We start from the raw sequence: 16338 nt of genomic DNA, 5'->3' as shown, positions 1-16338 counted from the left end.
GAGAAACACCACGCACTCCACCTTGATGAGGTCTGCGCAGTCACTGGCTGGAGTCGGGACAACGCGCGCCGACGCCTGGTGGCCGCAGCCAAGCGCCCACCGGTCGCCGAAAGTCGGCGGGGCGCAGGGCTAGTTGTACTTCCTTGGGAGGTTGTGAACGGGGCTGAGGTTGTGTGAAGGCTTCCGGCATGATGTGGGTTGACACATTCGCATCACTGACCGGAGGCCTTCATGGCCCACGCTTACGCACCGCTGACCCCTGAGGGGCGCCGTCGTCTTGCTCATCTGGTGGTCGAAGAAGGCTGGCCCGTGCGCCGGGCGGCCGAACGCTTCCAGGTCTCGCCGGCCACCGCCAGCCGGTGGGTGGGCCGGTACCGGGCCGGCCAGCCCATGGAGGACCGCTCATCGCGCCCCCACCATAGCCCAGGGCGGCTGGCAAGGCGCACTGAGCGGCGCATCATCGCCTTGAGGTTCAACCGCCGGTGGGCCCCACCGCATCGCCTGCCACCTGGGCCTGGCGCGCTCCACCGTGGGGCGCATCCTGACCCGCTACGACATGCCCCGCCTGAGGGAGGTGGATCAGGCCGCAGGGCTGGCGATGCGCCGTCCGGCGCCGGTGCGCTATGAGAAGACCAGTTCCGGGGAGCTGGTCCATCTCGACATCAAGAAGCTCGGCCGCATCCCCGACGGCCGGGGGCTGGCGCGCTCACGGACGGGGCTCAGCGCCCGCCCTGGCCGCGGACCGCACCAAGACCCGCACCCGCCGTCAGGGCGGCCCGGCCGGAGGTTATCGGTACATCCACCACGCGATAGACGACTACTCGCGCGTGGTCTACTCCGAGATCCTCGATGATGAGCGCAAGGACACCGCCGCCGGGTTCATTCAGCGCGCCAACACGTTCTTCAAGGACCTGGGCATCACCGTCCAGGCCGTCATTGGACTGCTGGGTGTTTTTCGGACACTGCTTGTTTTGTGTTTCAGGCTGCCTTCGTTAAGTTCAGGAGCTCGCGTTCGACCTCGTTCGGGGTGCGATATCCCAGGGCTGAGTGAAGGCGGACATGATTGTATCTCAGCTCGATCCATGAGGCAATATCCTTGATCGCCTTGTCCTTCGTGGGGTACACCATTCGGTGGACTCTTTCATTCTTGAGCGTGGCATTGAGTGACTGAAGCCCACTCGTTGTCCCAGCACACCCCCGTGCGCCCCACCGAGGGACGAATCCCATAACCCTTGAGGTGATCCAAGAACCTCTGCGACGTGTACTGACTACCTCGGTCTGAATGAAAGACTGTCACGCCCCTCTCAATCGGGCATCTCCTGACCGCCATGTCAATGGCCTGGCACACCAGGGAGGTGCGCATGCGGTCGGCCATCGCGTAACCCACGACCTTCTTAGTACAGCAGTCCAGAACGGTCGCCAGATAGACGAATCCGGTCCACGTCCTGACATAGGAGGGGGCACCTCCCGCTTGCGGGGGAATGTCCCCGCACAGCTTCTTGCCGGGCTTGTCAGCGGTGAAGTCCCGCCGGAGCAGGTCCGGCCGTTCACCCAGGTCCTGGGCGGGCACCGTGGCTCGGACTCTTGCCCGTGGCCCGGCGGCCTGCAGCCCCAGGTCACGCATGATGGACCGGATCGTGGCCCCGTCGGCCCGCACACCACGCCGCTCCAGGACCACCTGGATGCGCCGGTACCCGTAGGTGCCCTCACGAGTCCTCAAAAACGTCCTTAATCAGGATGGCCAGCTCCTCCCTCCGGACGGCTGCCTGTGACTGGGGACGGTCGCGCCAGGAGTAGTACCCTGATTTTGATACCCTGGACCACCGGCACATTGAGGAGATGGGATAATGGCCTTCTTCACGGTTGATCAGCTCATAGCGCTCGGTCACGGTCGTTCCTTGGCGAAGAAGGCAGCTGCTTTTTTCAGGAACTCGTTCTCCTGACGCAGCTCCCTGTTCTCCGCTCTCAGTTTCGCTATCTCGGCCGACTCGGAGGCCTTCTTGCGGTCCCGGTCAGTGGCGTGCTCCTTTTTGTATCTTGCGACCCAGTTACCTACTGTTTGGGCAACAAGGTCATACGACGAGGCGACCGAGGAGATGGTGCGTTCCTTCTCGACGACTTCACGCACGACCTGCTCCTAGCAGCTCCTCCGACTATTTCACTGCTGACATGGTCTCCATCCTATCGACTCACGGGAAGAAAAACTCCCCCAGTCCGAGAAACACCACGCACCCCACTCCGACCTGGGCAAAGGCAAGCAAGCTCTGCCTCTGTGAATAACCTTCAAAGTCCAGACCATCTTGACCTCACGGCGCAACGGCGAACGCCAACGCCTGCACAACCACTACCTCAAAAGCACCATCGTCTGCGGCCACTGCGGCTCACGCCTGCTGGTCCAGAACACCACCGCCCGGGGCGGCGACGTCTACCGCTACTTCGTCTGCGCCCGCCGCCACCGCCTGCACACCTGTGACTTTAGCGCCGTCCTGATTGACGAGGTCGAACAGCGCGTGGCCGACCTCTACCATTCCATCGCCCTCACCCCCGAAGACCGCCAGCAAATCGCCCGCTACCTGCAGGCCGAACTTGGCCGCATCCAAGCCAACTCCCACAAAGACATCCGCGCCCTGCGCATACGCCGCAGCCAACTGGAAACCGAGCGCCGCAGCCTGCTCCAGGCCCAATACGCCGGAGCCATCCCCCTGGAATTGCTCACAGAAGAACAGAACCGCCTGGCCCGCCAGCTGGCCGAGCTCGACCGTACCCTCACCGGCTATGCAGCAGACACCGCCCTGGTCCAGCGCCACCTCGACCAAGCCCTCGACCTGATGGAGGACTGCCACCGCCTGTACACCGCCGCCCCCGACCACCTGAAAAAGCTACTCAACCAAGTGTTTTTCAGCCGGGTACTGGTTAACCCGAAGCGGGACGAACAGGGACGCATCATCGTGCCGCCCGACGCCCTGATAACCCGCGCTGCCGAGAAGGAGAACCAGGGGACCGGGGCAGCTATCGAGACGGGTATAGCGACGGAACAGAGGGTGCCAGACGGGGCCCGAGCGGCCGAGGTGGCCATGAACACGGAGGAGAATCAGGCAGTTGATGCCACCATCGAGACGGGTATAGCGGCGGAGCAGACAGCTCTGAACGGAGCCCGAGCAGCCGGGCGGACTGGTGCGGCCATGGCGATGGCGACGGAGAATCAGGTGGCCGGAGTGGCTAGAACCATGGAGACGGCCGGAACCGTCGGAACTGCGGCTGACGCTGCGCTCGATGCGCCCACCGACCCAGACATCACCGTCGAAGACCCCGCCAGCCGCACCAGCGCCGCCGCCTTCCTCATCCCACCCTTCAACCAGCTGGCCAGCCCCGCCTTGCACGCCGCCGCCAGTGCTGCGCAGCGTGCCGGGACGGCGGGGCGACCACCGCGGTCAAACCAAAAAAGCCCACCCCGCAGGATGGACAAGAAAATCAAGATACCTCGAAAAAACCTCTCACCACGCAGGGCACAGGTTCGTATACGGAGCTTGTGGTGGCCCTCCTTACCTCCGTCACCAAGAACTGGCAGACGCTGCTGAAGTTCACCAGGACGTTGCCGCCCGAAGGCGAAGTCACTACCGCTACTGCCACCACCGACGGAAGAGTCCCCACGGCCGCAAGCCCAGCAACCACCGACAACGGAACCACTACAACCGCCATAGCCACTCCCCTGCCTCAGCGCCTGCGCCAGCATCACACCTGCCTTACGCCAGCACAGAAGGATGAGGTGATCACCCTATACCAGCAGGGCGTGCCGGTGCGCGAGATCTGCCAGCGCTATGGCATCAGCAGGCAACAGGTCAGTGACCTCCGCAATGCCCGTGGCATCCTCCGTCGGCCGCGCGGTCTGAGCGAGGAGCAGAAGCGCCAGGCCGAGCAGTACTACCTCGCTGGGCAGTCCTGCGCCACTATCGGCCGCCAGTTCGGCGTGCATGCCGAGACCGTCCGCCGCTACCTCCACACCGCCGGCATCGCCCTACGTCCCAGGCCCGGTGCCGCATGAATAGCACACAACAGATGTCAGCAACAGGCAGAACGCCACCGGCCGACGACGCACTCATTGTCAGCAACGACGTCAGTCAGCCAACCCCGCCCCCTCGTCTCTCGTCATGGATATATCGCCCCAATGCCCGCACCAGCCGCCGTGCACTCTCCAGGCTGATGTCCAGGCCATGGGAACCGTCGCCGATGTAGAGCCAGGTGTCGTCGCCAGTGCGGTACTGGTAGCGCACCAGGCTGAGCTCGACGGCGGCCAGATGATGCTGGATGGCGCCATCGTCATAGGTGCTGCGCTCCAGGGCAATGCAGGGCACGAGGGCTGGGGCGGCTTCGTGGACGTGGTCGCCTATCCCACCTGGCCCATCGGCGTCGTAGCCGATGCACCAGGCTGGGCAGGTGGCGGTTAGCGGTGCGTGCTCCTCGCTGCGATCTTCTGGAGTGGCCATGGACTTCCCCTCCTCCATCTTCGGTATGCGATGAGGCTGTCAGGGGGAGAGTGAAGCGGATGACGAGCTGAAGCGGGAGGGCGGATGGCTAAGGGAGAACAGAGGCAGAGAAACACGAAATAATTAAAGAATAAATATAACCATAGCACAGAAACATCTATTGACACCCGCGAACCAACCCGTAAAATACTCATGTCGCCTATTGCCCTAACACGAACCCGAAAGGAAACTCAAATGAATTCAGGGCACACGGAAAGTTGCTCGCACGCCTCTATAACGAAGCCAGAAGAGTGCAAATGCATTTGCGGCGGAACGCTTCATGGAGGACCGAACTCAGAAAGAGCGCGCGCATTAGTTTGGAAGCAGGACAAAGACCGGAAATACTCACTCACATCGCTCGACTACTCGAAGCGCCACAAAAAAGCAACACGAAAGAAAGCAGAGGATGCGATCAAAGATAAGACAAAGCAGCAGTTCGGCGTTGAATGCACCGATTTCGCTGTAACATACGCCATAGATGAATTAATAAGCAAAGAACTTGAGGCCGATCAAAATGCGATTAAGGACGTTGTCGGTGAGATCATCGAGACATTTTTTGAAGACTGCATCGTTAAAGAAGTCAAGAATTCGAGGAAGAAGCTCAAGAATTGCGAAATCGACACACTGGAAAGCATTATTAGAGAGGAGCATATTTTGTGTGTCATTTGTGCCAAGTTTCTGAAATTATTATCCGAGATCAGTAATGCCACATCAGAAGGGGTTGCAAAAATATATGACGAAATATGCGATGCAGTGATTGCGTCGCTGGGGCTCTCAAAAAACAAGATTACCAACATAATTGAACACATCATTCGCGTTGCCGTTAAGAAAACTTGCAGGAAAATCTTCGACTATTTGATTGGTGCAGCGGCCTCTGGAGGTCCCATCAACAAGAAAGCGATTCAAATCCTGGGATTCATGAGCTGTCCAGATGTATCGCAACATGACGACGTGGAAGAGTATTGTGTCAAACCATTAGTAAAGTATATCGTGCCAGACGATCTCGATGACTGGATCTCCAAGGGATTCCCTGAGAGCCACAGCGTTTTGACGTGACCCAACAACTCTTAGAATATCATGCTGGAAAGAAAGCTGGAATTAGCATCCAAAGAATTACCAGGTAGCTTGAGCGCCAGATTGGAAATATGATATTCCTTGAACTGTCGCCGCGTTGCTTTGCCCTCTGCACACTGTCGTCGATGCTGCTAGCATGCAGTCATGTTCAATGAATCCTGGCCGTGGAAGCGCGATCTCGCAATGACTGCGGATCGCCTTGAGCAAGCTCGACTCGGAATAGTACATGAACTGGGCGACTTGGAAGGCAGCGATGATGTCTATGCGCAAGAAACTGAGACCGTGTACCGGATAGAACGTAACGTGATGTCCGGCACTTTCGCGGTTCGCCGACTCATCGGAATGCCGTCGAAAGTTACGAAAAAGACTCGAGCAACGAAAGCAGTTGTAACTAGGTTTCCGCTACGTGACGGCGCAAAGGCTCCTGACCTATGGGATGCACTCGGAAACCTTGATATGTACGACACAGACACACCACAAGACGTGACGATCTCAGTAAATGCCCTATGCAACCTCTTTGTTCACAGTCTGATTCTTCGATTGGCTTGGGAGTTCGACGATATCCCATCGTCTGATAACTCATCGCCGTATGAGTCTGACCTGCAACGTAACGAAACCCCTACGAAGCTTATCGGCCTGTTGGTCGCGTCCGACAAGTCGAGCGCCAAACACCTAACCTTTGTGAAAGTTACCGAACTTGTGCGCATCTTCAGGCTCTTTGCGACTGACGAAGTTACGCGGCTCGTGGGTCAGCGTGATCATCGCGGTCGTATGCACATGACCGCACTATAAACATTGGCTGGTTTGATATTGCGAGCCGACGACGCTCTGCAGGAGTTCGCTTGGCCAGGGAACGGGGAGGTGGAGGTGGAAACACCAGACAGTCCATTTGCACAGCGGGAGCGGAATGAGATTCGAAGGAGCATATCGTGCTGGTATCGGGTCCTCGTCCATACACCGCCCTCAGCGCGCTGGCTTCGTTGGCGATCCAGCGGCGTAGCTGGCTGGAGGGAGGGAGGGCTCAAGCATGGCGGCCTGCTCGAGGAGCTGCTCGCCTTGGGCGATATTAGATTGGTGACGAGATGCTATCGATTGTAGGGCTAGACTGGAGAACAATTACTTCGTCTACAAATTTTCATGCACAAGTTGCTTAGAATAGCCTACTAGGCAGCATCGCTGGATGTTGACTCGGGTGCGTTGGCAACATCTTCGCCTTCAGCCAATGCGATATGGGCTAGTACTGTCCCAATAAACTTCTTCTCAAGTCTCTCTTGCTCAACTGTATCCTTTGGTCCAGTCCCATCTGGGCCGTTGAATTCTTCGATGGCTTCAACGATATCTCGTACATCATCCGGATCGTCAAGCCCATCAGACTCGAGCGCACCCCAAGGGTCATGTAGTCCTGAGTGTACATATACTTCAGACCCCTTTTTTGATGAGTATACTCTAGATTCTTTTTTGTTGAACATATCTCGTCCTTTCGGCGTAGATGTTAGTATTTCGAGAATTCACATTATAGCATGTTGGTCTTGGTGCTAGCAACCTTTGACTTTCTTCGAAGATCGATGATTTAGATAGATTTGGAGTTGTCGTGAGGAAGAATTGAGTGCCTCTAACGCGCATGATCTAGTGAATAGCTCAATACCGGCGAGAATCCACCTCCATTGACTACTTTGGTTTCCTTGCAGAAGTCTCTGCCAATATGTATCGCTCTTCTGAGGTGGATTATTAACAAAACACCAACGGAGAATATGGGCACCGCCCACCCCCAATCCGACCAGAAAAATATCGCTTCTTTTGTTATTGCCCAGGCGATATAGACGCACAATGAAACAAATACTGCCGCCGGCGTTATTCGAGATAACAAGGGAACGTTAGAGAAGCCTTCATCTTTACCGAAGGGCGATACTGCGAGACCAAGCGCAAGAATCGCTAGTATCGCCGAGATTTGATGAACGAGTTGCTCTTTGTCTATCTCTTTCGTCATGACTATCATCATAGCGACCGCCAATGCTGTCAGTCCGATCATTCGCAGAGTTGAGCGGCCAGGAATTTCATAGTGCGTTGTTTTGAAATAAATGGGCTGTTTCCATAGTGATGCGTCGCCGATAAATAGATTCGAGCGAGTGCGTACGGTCTCTTTTTGTGCCAAGGACCATTTGAAGTAGGCGTCGTCCTCCCTAGGTCTAAGACAATACATGGCCCCACGCTCGTCTCTTGTTAGTACATTGGAGGAGTTTCCGGAGAAGAATCGTCCATCTGGCGCATGTATGGAGAGCGTGTAATGAGTCGTTCGTTTGGGCCAGGAAAGGTGTAGCCTAATGTCGGGAGGAAAGGCTGCGAAAGTCGAGTACTTAATCGAGTCTTTTAGTTTACCAAGTTTGAACCCATTCGTCTCAGGCTGCGTTGATCCCTCTTGCCCTTCTTGTTTTCTTATTATGTCGAAGTCTTTCTTGCTTTGAAACTCCACGACATTCGGCAGATTATTCCCGCTGGGAATTCGTACCAATGATAGGTATTTTCTTGCAACTAGTTTACAGAATCTGAATAGACCTTCAGCGTTCTGGGAACTGAACACCGCTTCATGCTCTTCAGGTAAGTCTCTTAACTGCTTACGGTCCTTATCAAATAGTTTATGGAATATTCTAATGGCTTCCACGGGATTATTTTTAGGTATCTCGTTCAGTTGGGGTGCGATTCTGACGAGTTTCTGGAGAATTTCGTTTTTCTTGTGGATGCTGACGTCATTCTTGAATCTAAAGCTTCGAATTAATGAGGCATACCTAGTGGCTATGCAGCGTTGAGCTGCTCGAATGTGCTCGTCGTGTGTGGCAGGTGAAACTTCGGGGGTAAGTATGTCGTAGGTGTGCAAATCTCCTTTGTCAGGATTTTCTACATTTAGGTAAAACCATTCTGTGTCCGGTAGTTGTGTCTTGTTGAATCTGACCTGCGTTGTCACGTCAATATTCCAGTCGTCAATGCGGCACTGTTCGTGAACGCTCTCAACTATCGAAGTAGGATCTCGCATGATTCGCAGAAGCGTGTCTTCTGGCGTCCAAGTTTCTAATTTGGGTGCTGGATTACTCGCGACGGTTAGCATGTGATTCCTCCTCCGTGGCACTGGAGGCTCGTACAGGCGCTAGGTTGTGTGCATCTCTTGATAACTCTGCGAGCACGAGATGTTGCCTGTGTGGAGCATTCGGGGCTTGGACTATCTGATGGGTGTCGTACGAACTTAGGGACTGTGCAACAATCTGGCTCAGCGTGTCGTTCCCTCGGTCATTAATCTACCTCGCTCGCTATAACTTCGCGGACCCGTTGTCGTAATGTTGTCGAACCGTAACAATTAATATTGAATGTGGCATTATCGCTTCGTCAGGTGTTGACCGTCTCGCCTGGTGAGACAATTATCCTTACCACTCCCACCCAAACCCGCCGAACAGCCCGCCATGCACGTCGCGCTGGGTGAGGGTGGCGCGCTGCTGGGCGTCCAGGTGGGTGCGGTTGTACTGGTTGGCTGCCTGGGGGCGGGCGAAGGGGCTAGCCCCGGTGAACTGCCAGATGCTGGACGGCACCTCCCCGATGAAGCGCACCTGGATTGTGGTCAGCAGTGAGCGGGCATGGAAGCGGCTGGCCAGCGAATCATCGAACCACGGCGACGCATCGGTGGACGCCCCGCCAGACGCATCGCTACGCTCAACCATTCACACCTTTCGGCGCTGTCTGGCGGCTTGGCGCTGCTTTGTGGCGGCGACTGGTAGCCCCTTCTCGGGCTCCTCTCCTCTGCTGGCTGCGTGTCCAGGTGGTACCACTGTCGCCCGGTACGTCACCTACTCTGCTGGCCACAGCCATCTGATGGTTCTGCCCCAGCTGGAGTAATGGCCGAACCAGCAAGGCTCTCCACACTGTCCGCGTTGATCTCCGTGTCGGGTCTGCCATCGCTCTGCACGGGCGGCGAGTGCATGCGGGCCGTTCCAGCCAGCAGCGCACCACGCTCGCGCCGTACTTCGCTCCCCCTTCTGTCGTTTCCACCCCTGTGCCTCTTCACTTCGCCCTACTTCGCACTGGACTTTTCGCGTCATCTGAGCGTCAATGGAAAGAGACAGCCGGCTAGGCGTGGCTGGTATGTCCAGACAAACGGATAAGTGAAAGGAGGATGTGTGTATGGAAGCAGGATCAACACTAGGCGGCGCGGTGGCAGCCGGAGCTGATCCCTTCACCGCCATGGCCGCCCAGCTCACCCCCAAGCGCGCCGTCTCCTACATCCGCGTCTCCACCCGCGAGCAGGCCCAACGCGGTGGCAGTGAGGAGGGCTTCTCCCTCCCCGCTCAGCGTGAGGCCAACAAGCGCAAGGCCCAGTCCATGGGCGCGCTGGTGGTCAAAGAGTTCGCCGACCGCGGTGAGTCGGCTCGCAGCGCCAACCGCCCCGAGCTACAGAAGATGCTGGCCTACCTCAAGGAAGATGGCGGCATCGACTACGTCATCGTTCACAAGCTGGATCGCCTGGCTCGGAACCGAGCGGATGACGTGGAGATCAACCGCGCCTTCGAGCAGGCCGGCGTCCGCCTCGTCTCCACCAGTGAAAACATCGATCAGACGCCTGGCGGCATGCTCCTGCACGGCATCATGTCCTCCATCGCTGAGTTCTACAGCCGGAACCTCGCCAATGAGGTCATCAAGGGGATGGGCGAGAAAGCCAGGAACGGCGGCACCCTGGGCAAAGCACCCCTGGGCTATGTCAACGTGCGCGCCAGAGACGAACACGGCCGCGAGATCCGCACCATCGCCCTGGACGAGGAGCGCGCTCCGCTGGTGCGGCTGGCTTTCACGGAGTATGCGACGGGTAGCTGGACGGTGCGGCAGCTGGCGGAGCATCTCAACAATCGTGGCCTGACCATCCCGCCAACTGCCCGCAGACCGACCAACCCTGTTTCGGTCAGACTCTTACAGACGCTGCTGCGAAACCCATACTACAAGGGCGTCATCTCCTTCCAGGGCGTCGAGTACGCCGGGGCGCACGAGCCTCTCGTGGACGCCGCCACCTGGCAGACAGTGCAAGACATCCTGACCGCTCATACCAACGGCGAGCGCCAGCGCATGCACAATCATCATCTCAAGAGCACCATCGTCTGCGGCCTGTGCGGTGCCCGCCTGCTCGTGCAGCACGCCACCTCGCGCGCCAGCGGTACCTACCACTACTTCGTCTGCGCCCGCCGCCATCGGGTACACGACTGCACCTTCAAGGCAGTGCTCATCGACGAGGTGGAAGCCCGCGTGGCCGAGCTCTACCAGCAGATACGACTCAGTAGCGATGACCGCCGCGAGATCGAGCACTACCTGCGCGCGGAGTTCGAACATATCCAGGCCAGCCGCCAGCAAGACATCCAGCGCCTGACCACGCAGCAGCAGAAGCTGGAAGATCAGCGCCACAAGCTGCTCGAAGCCCACTACGCCGGAGCCATCCCCCTTGACCTGCTCAAGAAGGAACAAGACCAGCTTACCAGCGGCATCCTTGCCATCCAGCGCGAACTAGACGGCTACACGGCCGACGCCGCTCTGGTGGAGCAGCACCTCACCCAGGCGCTCGACCTCCTGGAGGACTGCTCGCAGCTCTATGCGGTGGCACCGGATCGCCTGAAGAAGCTGCTCAACCAAGTGTTCTTCGAGCGCATCTTGGTCAATCCAGCGGTGGATGAAGATGGCTGCCCCATCATCCCACCACCAGCACTGCAGACGAGTCTGAAGGCGAGGCGACGAGGTGGAACTGGTAGAACTAAGGCTGGCGAGAAGATGACCGCTGCGCAGGGTGATGAGAAGACAGCGGAGAGCGCGACCTCTTCTTGCGGTGAGGTTGCTGGCGGCCAGTCGGTCAGCTCAGTATCTCAGGACGGCTACAGTGAAGCACGGCCAGGCCCTGTGCATACGGTGCGCTGCAGCACCATCTCCATCATCGACCCCGCGAGCCACACCGCCGTCACTGCAGAGCTGGCCTCACCCTTCGACCAGCTCTGCAGCCAACAGCTACGGCGAGCGGCACAGCAAGCGGCGATGGGCGCAGCACCCACAACAAGAACGCCCGTCCACGATGTGGACGGGCGTCGTCGATGCAATTCAGGTAATGATTCAGCCTCTGCCCCTGTTACTCAGGCCAAGGGTTCGTATACGGAGCTTGTGGTGGACCCGGCCGGACTCGAACCGACGACCGACGCGGTGTAAACGCGTTGCTCTACCAACTGAGCTACAGGTCCAGGTGCAGTGGCCCCCCGGGAGCATTTTGCCTGAGCTCCCAGTGCCTGCACATGCGACTGACGGCGCGAGCCGCCTCAGCCGGAGACTTTACCGCCTCCACCGGACGGGCCACCAACCATCTCCGCCTCTGAGGGCGCAGCACGCCGCGCAGCCATCGGGTCGCATCAGCGCCCCCGGCTGGAGACCCTGATGCCACTCCAGTGCTGCCCCATGGAGGCGGCAGAGGTCGCGTGCATGCCGGCTGTCGCGGCAGCCTCCTCCACCTCGGCTGCCTGGACGGCTCCGGTAGTACGCGCCTTGGGCGTCAGCACCCAGATGAGCCCTGCGCCGTCGAGGTTGGCCTGGGCGTCCACGAGGAGGTCGGTGAGGTCATCGACGTCGCCGTCGTCGTCACGCCACCACACGATGGCCGAGTCGGCCACGTCCTCGTAGTCCTCGTCCACCAGAGTGGTTCCGGTCTCCGCCTCAACGGCCTGACGCAAGGTCTCGTCGACGTCGACGTCGTAGCCGAACTCCTGAATGATGAGACCGGAGGCGAAGCCGAAAGCCCCACCCGCTGTGCTCGCCACGTCCTTACACCGTCCTTCTGGGCCTGGCCCGTCTACCGTTCGCCCGCTGCTGGGCGATGGGTACTAGCCCACCGCACCCGGCACCAGCCGCGCAAGTGAACACGCACGTCAGATTACCTTGGACTTTCCTTTGAAGATCGATTCTGACGCGACCACCCCCTTGAGGCTCCACACCCCTCAGTGCTCGACAGCGAAGCCAACCCGTCATTAAGTGATCTACATCATACGTGAGGTGGGACTTTCTTCCCGTTCGGTGCAGCGTTCGCCCCGTCGCAGGTCGTAGATTAGGGCCGTCATCCACAGCGGTCTGGCTTCAGGCGCACGCCGATGCCGCCATCGGCACCACGGCACGCAATGAGGCTCGGGCCGACCGCACAGACGCGAGGAAAGAGGATTCCGTGAGCCCCACCAGTGACTCCACGCCGCTCATTGACGGCCTCCTGACGAAGGTGACCGACAACGACCCAGAGGAGACCAAGGAGTGGCACGAGTCCCTCGATGCCCTCATCGCGGACAAGGGCGCCAAGCGAGCGCGCTACATCCTGCTGAGCATGCTGGCTCAGGCCCGGCAGAAGAACGTCACGGTTCCCACCGAGACGACGACGCCGTATATCAACACCATCGACGTCGCCAACGAGCCCTACTTCCCCGGTGACGAGAGCGCCGAGCGCACCTACCGGCGCTGGCTGCGCTGGAACGCCGCCGTCATGGTCACCCGCGCCCAGCGCCCCGGGGTCGGGGTCGGCGGTCACATCTCCTCCTACGCCTCGACCGCAACCCTCTACGAGGTCGGCTTCAACCACTTCTTCCGCGGCAAGGACCACCCCGGCGGCGGTGACCACGTCTTCTTCCAGGGCCACGCCTCACCGGGCAACTACGCCCGAGCCTTCATCGAGGGCCGCCTGAGCGAGGCGGACCTGGACGGCTTCCGTCAGGAGGAGTCCCGCCCGGCAGGTGGCCGCGGCCTGCCCTCCTACCCCCACCCGCGCCGCATGGAAGACTTCTGGGAGTACCCCACCGTCTCCATGGGCCTTGGCCCCTCCGAGGCGATCTACCAGGCCTGGTTCGACAAGTACCTCCAGGGCGCCGGCATCAAGGACACCTCTCAGCAGCACACCTGGGCCTTCCTGGGTGACGGCGAGATGGACGAGCCCGAGTCGCGCGGCATGCTGCAGCTGGCCGCCAACCAGCAGCTGGACAACCTCACCTTCGTCATCAACTGCAACCTGCAGCGCCTCGACGGCCCGGTGCGCGGAAACGGCAAGATCATCCAGGAGCTCGAGGCCTTCTTCAAGGGCGCGGGCTGGAACGTCATCAAGGTGATCTGGGGCCGTGGCTGGGACCAGCTCCTCGCCGCGGACAAGGACCACGCCCTCGAGCACCTCATGATGGAGACGCTCGACGGCGACTACCAGACCTTCAAGGCCAACGACGGCGCCTACATCCGCAAGCACTTCTTCGGCCGCGACCCGCGCACCGCCGAGCTCGTCAAGGACTGGACCGACGACGAGATCTGGGCCCTGCAGCGCGGCGGCAACGACTACCGCAAGATGTACGCCGCCTACAAGGCGGCCACGGAGCACAAGGGCCAGCCCACCGTCATCCTGGCGCACACGGTCAAGGGCTACCTCCTGGGCGGCCACTTCGCCGGCCGTAACGCCACCCACCAGATGAAGAAGCTGACGCTGGACGACCTCAAGGCCCTGCGCGACAGGCTCCACATCCCGATCACCGACGAGCAGCTCGAGGCCAACCCGAAGATGCCGCCGTACTACCGGCCGGCCGACGACGACCCCTCGCTGCTCTACATGCTGGACCGGCGCCGCCAGCTCGGAGGCTTCATCCCCGAGCGCCGCGATGCCGGAGTCGAGCTCGAGCTGCCCGGCGACAAAACCTACGACATCCTCAAGAGCGGCTCGGGCAAGCAGGAGGTCGCCTCCACGATGGCCTTCGTGCGTCTGCTCAAGGAGCTCATCAAGGACAAGGGCGTCGGCCGGCGCATCGTGCCGATCATTCCGGACGAGTCGCGCACCTTCGGGCTGGAGTCGCTCTTCCCCACCAAGAAGATCTTCAACACCCAGGGCCAGAACTACACGCCCGTCGACGCCGACATGATGCTGTCCTACCGGGAGTCCACCTCCGGTCAGCTCATGCACACGGGCATCAACGAGGCCGGTTCAGTCTCCCTGTTCCAGGTGGCCGGCACGAGCTACGCCACCCACGGCGAGCCCATGATCCCGGTCTACATCTTCTACTCGATGTTCGGATTCCAGCGCACCGGCGACCAGTTCTGGGCCGCCGGCGACCAGCTGACCCGCGGCTTCATCATCGGAGCCACCGCCGGGCGCACCACCCTGACCGGTGAGGGCACCCAGCACATGGACGGCCACTCCCCCGTCATCGCGGCCACCAACGACGCCGTCATCACCTACGACCCGGCCTACGCCTACGAGATCCGACACATTGTGCGCGACGCCCTGGAGCGCTGGTACGGCCCGGACTCAGGTCGCAACCGTGACGTCATGTACTACCTGACCGTCTACAACGAGCCGATCCACCAGCCCGCCGAGCCCGACGGCGTCGACGTCGAGGGAATCCTGCGTGGTATTCACCGCATCAGCACGGCTCCCGACGGCGAGGGCCCCGAGGTCCAGCTCCTGGCCTCCGGTGTCGCAGTGCCCTGGATCGAGGAGGCTCGCCATATCCTGGCCGAGGACTGGGGCGTACGTGCCGCCACGTGGTCCGTCACTAGCTGGAACGAGCTGCGGCGCCAGGCACTGGAGGTGGAGAAGGCCAACTTCCTGGCTCCCGACGCCCAGCAGCAGGTCCCCTACCTGACGCAGAAGCTCTCCGAGAGCACCGGCCCCTTCATCGCCACCAGCGACTACGACCACCTGGTCCCCGACCAGATCCGTGCCTGGATACCCGGCGACTACTACACCCTGGGTGCCGACGGCTTCGGATTCTCCGACACCCGCGCCGCCGCCAGGCGCCACTACCTCATCGACGCCCAGTCGGTGGTGGTCCGCGCCCTCCAGGCGCTGGTGGAGCAGGGACGCCTCGACCGCTCCGTCCTGGCCCAGGCCGTTGCCCGCTACGACTTGACCAATGTCAACGCAGGCACCTCCGGCTCCCAGGGAGGGGAGTCCTGATCCGCCCCGTGCGGCTATAGTTGGACACACTGACCAATTGTGGTGCCGGTGGAGCGGGATCTCCCGTATCCACCGGCACCATCATGTCTGCCGAATGAGGTCCTCCCTTGTCCCGCTCCCCGTTCCTGCGCTCCACCGCCTTCACGGCCGCGTGCCTGCTGACCCTGTCCGGTTGCTCAGTCGGCTGGACCGGCGCCAGGGGGACGTCCTCGACCCCGGCGGACCAGAACGATGCCGCCACTCAGGAGGCCGAGGAGGAGCCCACTGGGAAGCTGGAGGACACCAGCCCCATGGATCCGCTGGAGTACGGCAACTGCACGTCCTCCGACATCCGCGACTACGACGACGAGTTGACCGACAACGACGCGGAGGACACCCGGGCCCAGGCAGAGGCCCAGGTCACTAAGGTGATTCCGACCTCCAACCAGGTCAGTGTCACCTCCAACGAGCTCTCCACCGATCAGGTGGTCAAGGTCTCGGCAGGCGCACGAGACGTAACAATCACCGCACAAAGTCTCGTGGTCGTCATCGAAGGGGAGATCGAGTCACTGACCGTCAACGGCTTTGACAACACGGTCTGGATCGACGCCTCCAATAAAGTCACATTCGGTTCCAACGACGGGGACAGCCAGAACTACGTCTTCTGGCACTCCAGGCCCCCGCAGGCGAAGGTGGATCCACAAGGCCTCAACGTCATCGGCAAGGACGTTCACGCCCCTGTCGTCCGCTCCTGTCGCTCCTTCTCATGAGGCCGTTCGCGACAGAGCTGGA

At 60.1% G+C, this 16338-nt stretch carries 16 protein-coding genes, 1 tRNA gene and 1 pseudogene; 8 read left to right on the top strand and 10 right to left on the bottom strand.

The annotated features are described in order from the left end of the window. Positions 1-231: 231 nt before the first annotated feature. Positions 232-938, top strand: a pseudogene (locus tag BKH20_RS14645) (helix-turn-helix domain-containing protein); the annotation flags it as partial. A 40-nt stretch (positions 939-978) separates the two neighbouring features. Here BKH20_RS14645 and BKH20_RS14640 read toward each other — a convergent pair. Genes BKH20_RS14640 through BKH20_RS06220 form a run of 4 tightly spaced genes read right to left on the bottom strand, consistent with a single transcriptional unit; the run spans position 979 to position 2128 of the window. Then, entirely contained in the window at positions 979-1128 is a 150-nt protein-coding gene (locus BKH20_RS14640) for an integrase core domain-containing protein (protein ID WP_075392108.1), read from the bottom strand. A 13-nt stretch (positions 1129-1141) separates the two neighbouring features. Then, positions 1142-1720, bottom strand: coding sequence for an IS3 family transposase (locus BKH20_RS13725; protein WP_081381617.1), 579 nt, complete (start codon positions 1718-1720; stop codon positions 1142-1144). Further along, positions 1707-1889 (bottom strand): hypothetical protein, encoded by a 183-nt coding sequence (locus BKH20_RS13720; RefSeq protein ID WP_081381616.1) that lies wholly within the window; start codon positions 1887-1889, stop codon positions 1707-1709. Before BKH20_RS13720 ends, BKH20_RS13725 begins: the two co-directional genes overlap by 14 nt. Next, a complete protein-coding gene (locus BKH20_RS06220) occupies positions 1886-2128 on the bottom strand; it encodes a transposase (protein ID WP_075372439.1) in 243 nt (80 codons plus the stop codon). Before BKH20_RS06220 ends, BKH20_RS13720 begins: the two co-directional genes overlap by 4 nt. Before the next feature lie 172 nt (positions 2129-2300). Between BKH20_RS06220 and BKH20_RS14915 the strand changes: the two genes are divergently transcribed. Then, a complete protein-coding gene (locus tag BKH20_RS14915) occupies positions 2301-3578 on the top strand; it encodes a zinc ribbon domain-containing protein (RefSeq protein ID WP_075390360.1) in 1278 nt (425 codons plus the stop codon). Next, the gene (locus BKH20_RS14630) at positions 3530-4042 is read left to right on the top strand and encodes a helix-turn-helix domain-containing protein (RefSeq protein ID WP_081381614.1); all 513 of its coding nucleotides are present in this window, start codon (positions 3530-3532) and stop codon (positions 4040-4042) included. Before BKH20_RS14915 ends, BKH20_RS14630 begins: the two co-directional genes overlap by 49 nt. Before the next feature lie 76 nt (positions 4043-4118). Here BKH20_RS14630 and BKH20_RS06205 read toward each other — a convergent pair whose 3' ends face one another. Then, positions 4119-4484: a hypothetical protein gene (locus BKH20_RS06205; protein ID WP_075390359.1), complete on the bottom strand. Its 366-nt coding sequence runs from the start codon at positions 4482-4484 to the stop codon at positions 4119-4121. A 234-nt stretch (positions 4485-4718) separates the two neighbouring features. Here BKH20_RS06205 and BKH20_RS13995 point away from each other — a divergent pair, with 234 nt between their 5' ends. Continuing rightward, positions 4719-5579, top strand: a complete 861-nt coding sequence (locus BKH20_RS13995) for a hypothetical protein (protein WP_143224953.1) — start codon at positions 4719-4721, stop codon at positions 5577-5579. 162 nt (positions 5580-5741) lie between these two features. Then, on the top strand, positions 5742-6389 hold the full coding sequence (locus BKH20_RS13990; RefSeq protein ID WP_143224952.1) for a hypothetical protein: 648 nt from the start codon (positions 5742-5744) through the stop codon (positions 6387-6389). Positions 6390-6760: 371 nt separating this feature from the next. On the opposite strand, the gene BKH20_RS13985 is transcribed toward BKH20_RS13990, so the two are convergent. The 3 genes from BKH20_RS13985 to BKH20_RS06195 all read right to left on the bottom strand — a co-directional run bounded on the left by BKH20_RS13985 (position 6761) and on the right by BKH20_RS06195 (position 9301). Then, on the bottom strand, positions 6761-7066 hold the full coding sequence (locus BKH20_RS13985; protein ID WP_143224951.1) for a hypothetical protein: 306 nt from the start codon (positions 7064-7066) through the stop codon (positions 6761-6763). Between the two features lie 143 nt (positions 7067-7209). Continuing rightward, complete coding sequence (locus BKH20_RS13980; protein ID WP_143224950.1) at positions 7210-8556, bottom strand: hypothetical protein; 1347 nt, start codon at positions 8554-8556, stop codon at positions 7210-7212. Between the two features lie 454 nt (positions 8557-9010). Then, entirely contained in the window at positions 9011-9301 is a 291-nt protein-coding gene (locus BKH20_RS06195; RefSeq protein ID WP_256693052.1) for a hypothetical protein, read from the bottom strand. Between the two features lie 520 nt (positions 9302-9821). On the opposite strand from BKH20_RS06195, the gene BKH20_RS06190 reads away from it, so the two are divergent. Beyond that, positions 9822-11813: a recombinase family protein gene (locus BKH20_RS06190; RefSeq protein ID WP_430793382.1), complete on the top strand. Its 1992-nt coding sequence runs from the start codon at positions 9822-9824 to the stop codon at positions 11811-11813. On the opposite strand, the gene BKH20_RS06185 is transcribed toward BKH20_RS06190, so the two are convergent. Continuing rightward, positions 11770-11845: transfer RNA gene (locus BKH20_RS06185), tRNA-Val, on the bottom strand. The two genes, BKH20_RS06190 and BKH20_RS06185, sit on opposite strands and share 44 nt — an antisense overlap. Positions 11846-12010: 165 nt before the next feature. Then, positions 12011-12415, bottom strand: coding sequence for a DUF3052 family protein (locus tag BKH20_RS06180; RefSeq protein WP_070661914.1), 405 nt, complete (start codon positions 12413-12415; stop codon positions 12011-12013). 398 nt (positions 12416-12813) lie between these two features. On the opposite strand from BKH20_RS06180, the gene aceE reads away from it, so the two are divergent. After that, entirely contained in the window at positions 12814-15567 is a 2754-nt protein-coding gene (gene aceE, locus BKH20_RS06175; protein WP_075390357.1) for a pyruvate dehydrogenase (acetyl-transferring), homodimeric type, read from the top strand. A 107-nt stretch (positions 15568-15674) separates the two neighbouring features. Further along, the gene (locus BKH20_RS06170) at positions 15675-16316 is read left to right on the top strand and encodes a DUF3060 domain-containing protein (RefSeq protein ID WP_075390356.1); all 642 of its coding nucleotides are present in this window, start codon (positions 15675-15677) and stop codon (positions 16314-16316) included. Positions 16317-16338 lie beyond the last annotated feature (22 nt).

Origin of the sequence: Actinomyces oris, from assembly GCF_001937445.1 — a bacterium.
In the GTDB taxonomy this organism is placed as follows: Bacteria; Actinomycetota; Actinomycetes; order Actinomycetales; family Actinomycetaceae; genus Actinomyces; species Actinomyces acetigenes.
The sequence above is the reverse complement of the archived record's forward strand: the minus strand, read 5'-3'. Positions and strand labels throughout refer to the sequence as shown.

Excerpts from the sequence above, each read along its gene's own strand:
- BKH20_RS14640 (WP_075392108.1), bottom strand. The coding sequence starts at position 1,128 with ATGGTGTACCCCACGAAGGACAAGGCGATCAAGGATATTGCCTCATGG.
- BKH20_RS06205 (WP_075390359.1), bottom strand. The coding sequence starts at position 4,484 with ATGGCCACTCCAGAAGATCGCAGCGAGGAGCACGCACCGCTAACCGCC.
- BKH20_RS13995 (WP_143224953.1), top strand. The coding sequence starts at position 4,719 with ATGAATTCAGGGCACACGGAAAGTTGCTCGCACGCCTCTATAACGAAG.
- BKH20_RS13990 (WP_143224952.1), top strand. The coding sequence starts at position 5,742 with ATGTTCAATGAATCCTGGCCGTGGAAGCGCGATCTCGCAATGACTGCG.
- BKH20_RS13985 (WP_143224951.1), bottom strand. The coding sequence starts at position 7,066 with ATGTTCAACAAAAAAGAATCTAGAGTATACTCATCAAAAAAGGGGTCT.
- BKH20_RS06195 (WP_256693052.1), bottom strand. The coding sequence starts at position 9,301 with ATGGTTGAGCGTAGCGATGCGTCTGGCGGGGCGTCCACCGATGCGTCG.
- BKH20_RS06190 (WP_430793382.1), top strand. The coding sequence starts at position 9,822 with ATGGCCGCCCAGCTCACCCCCAAGCGCGCCGTCTCCTACATCCGCGTC.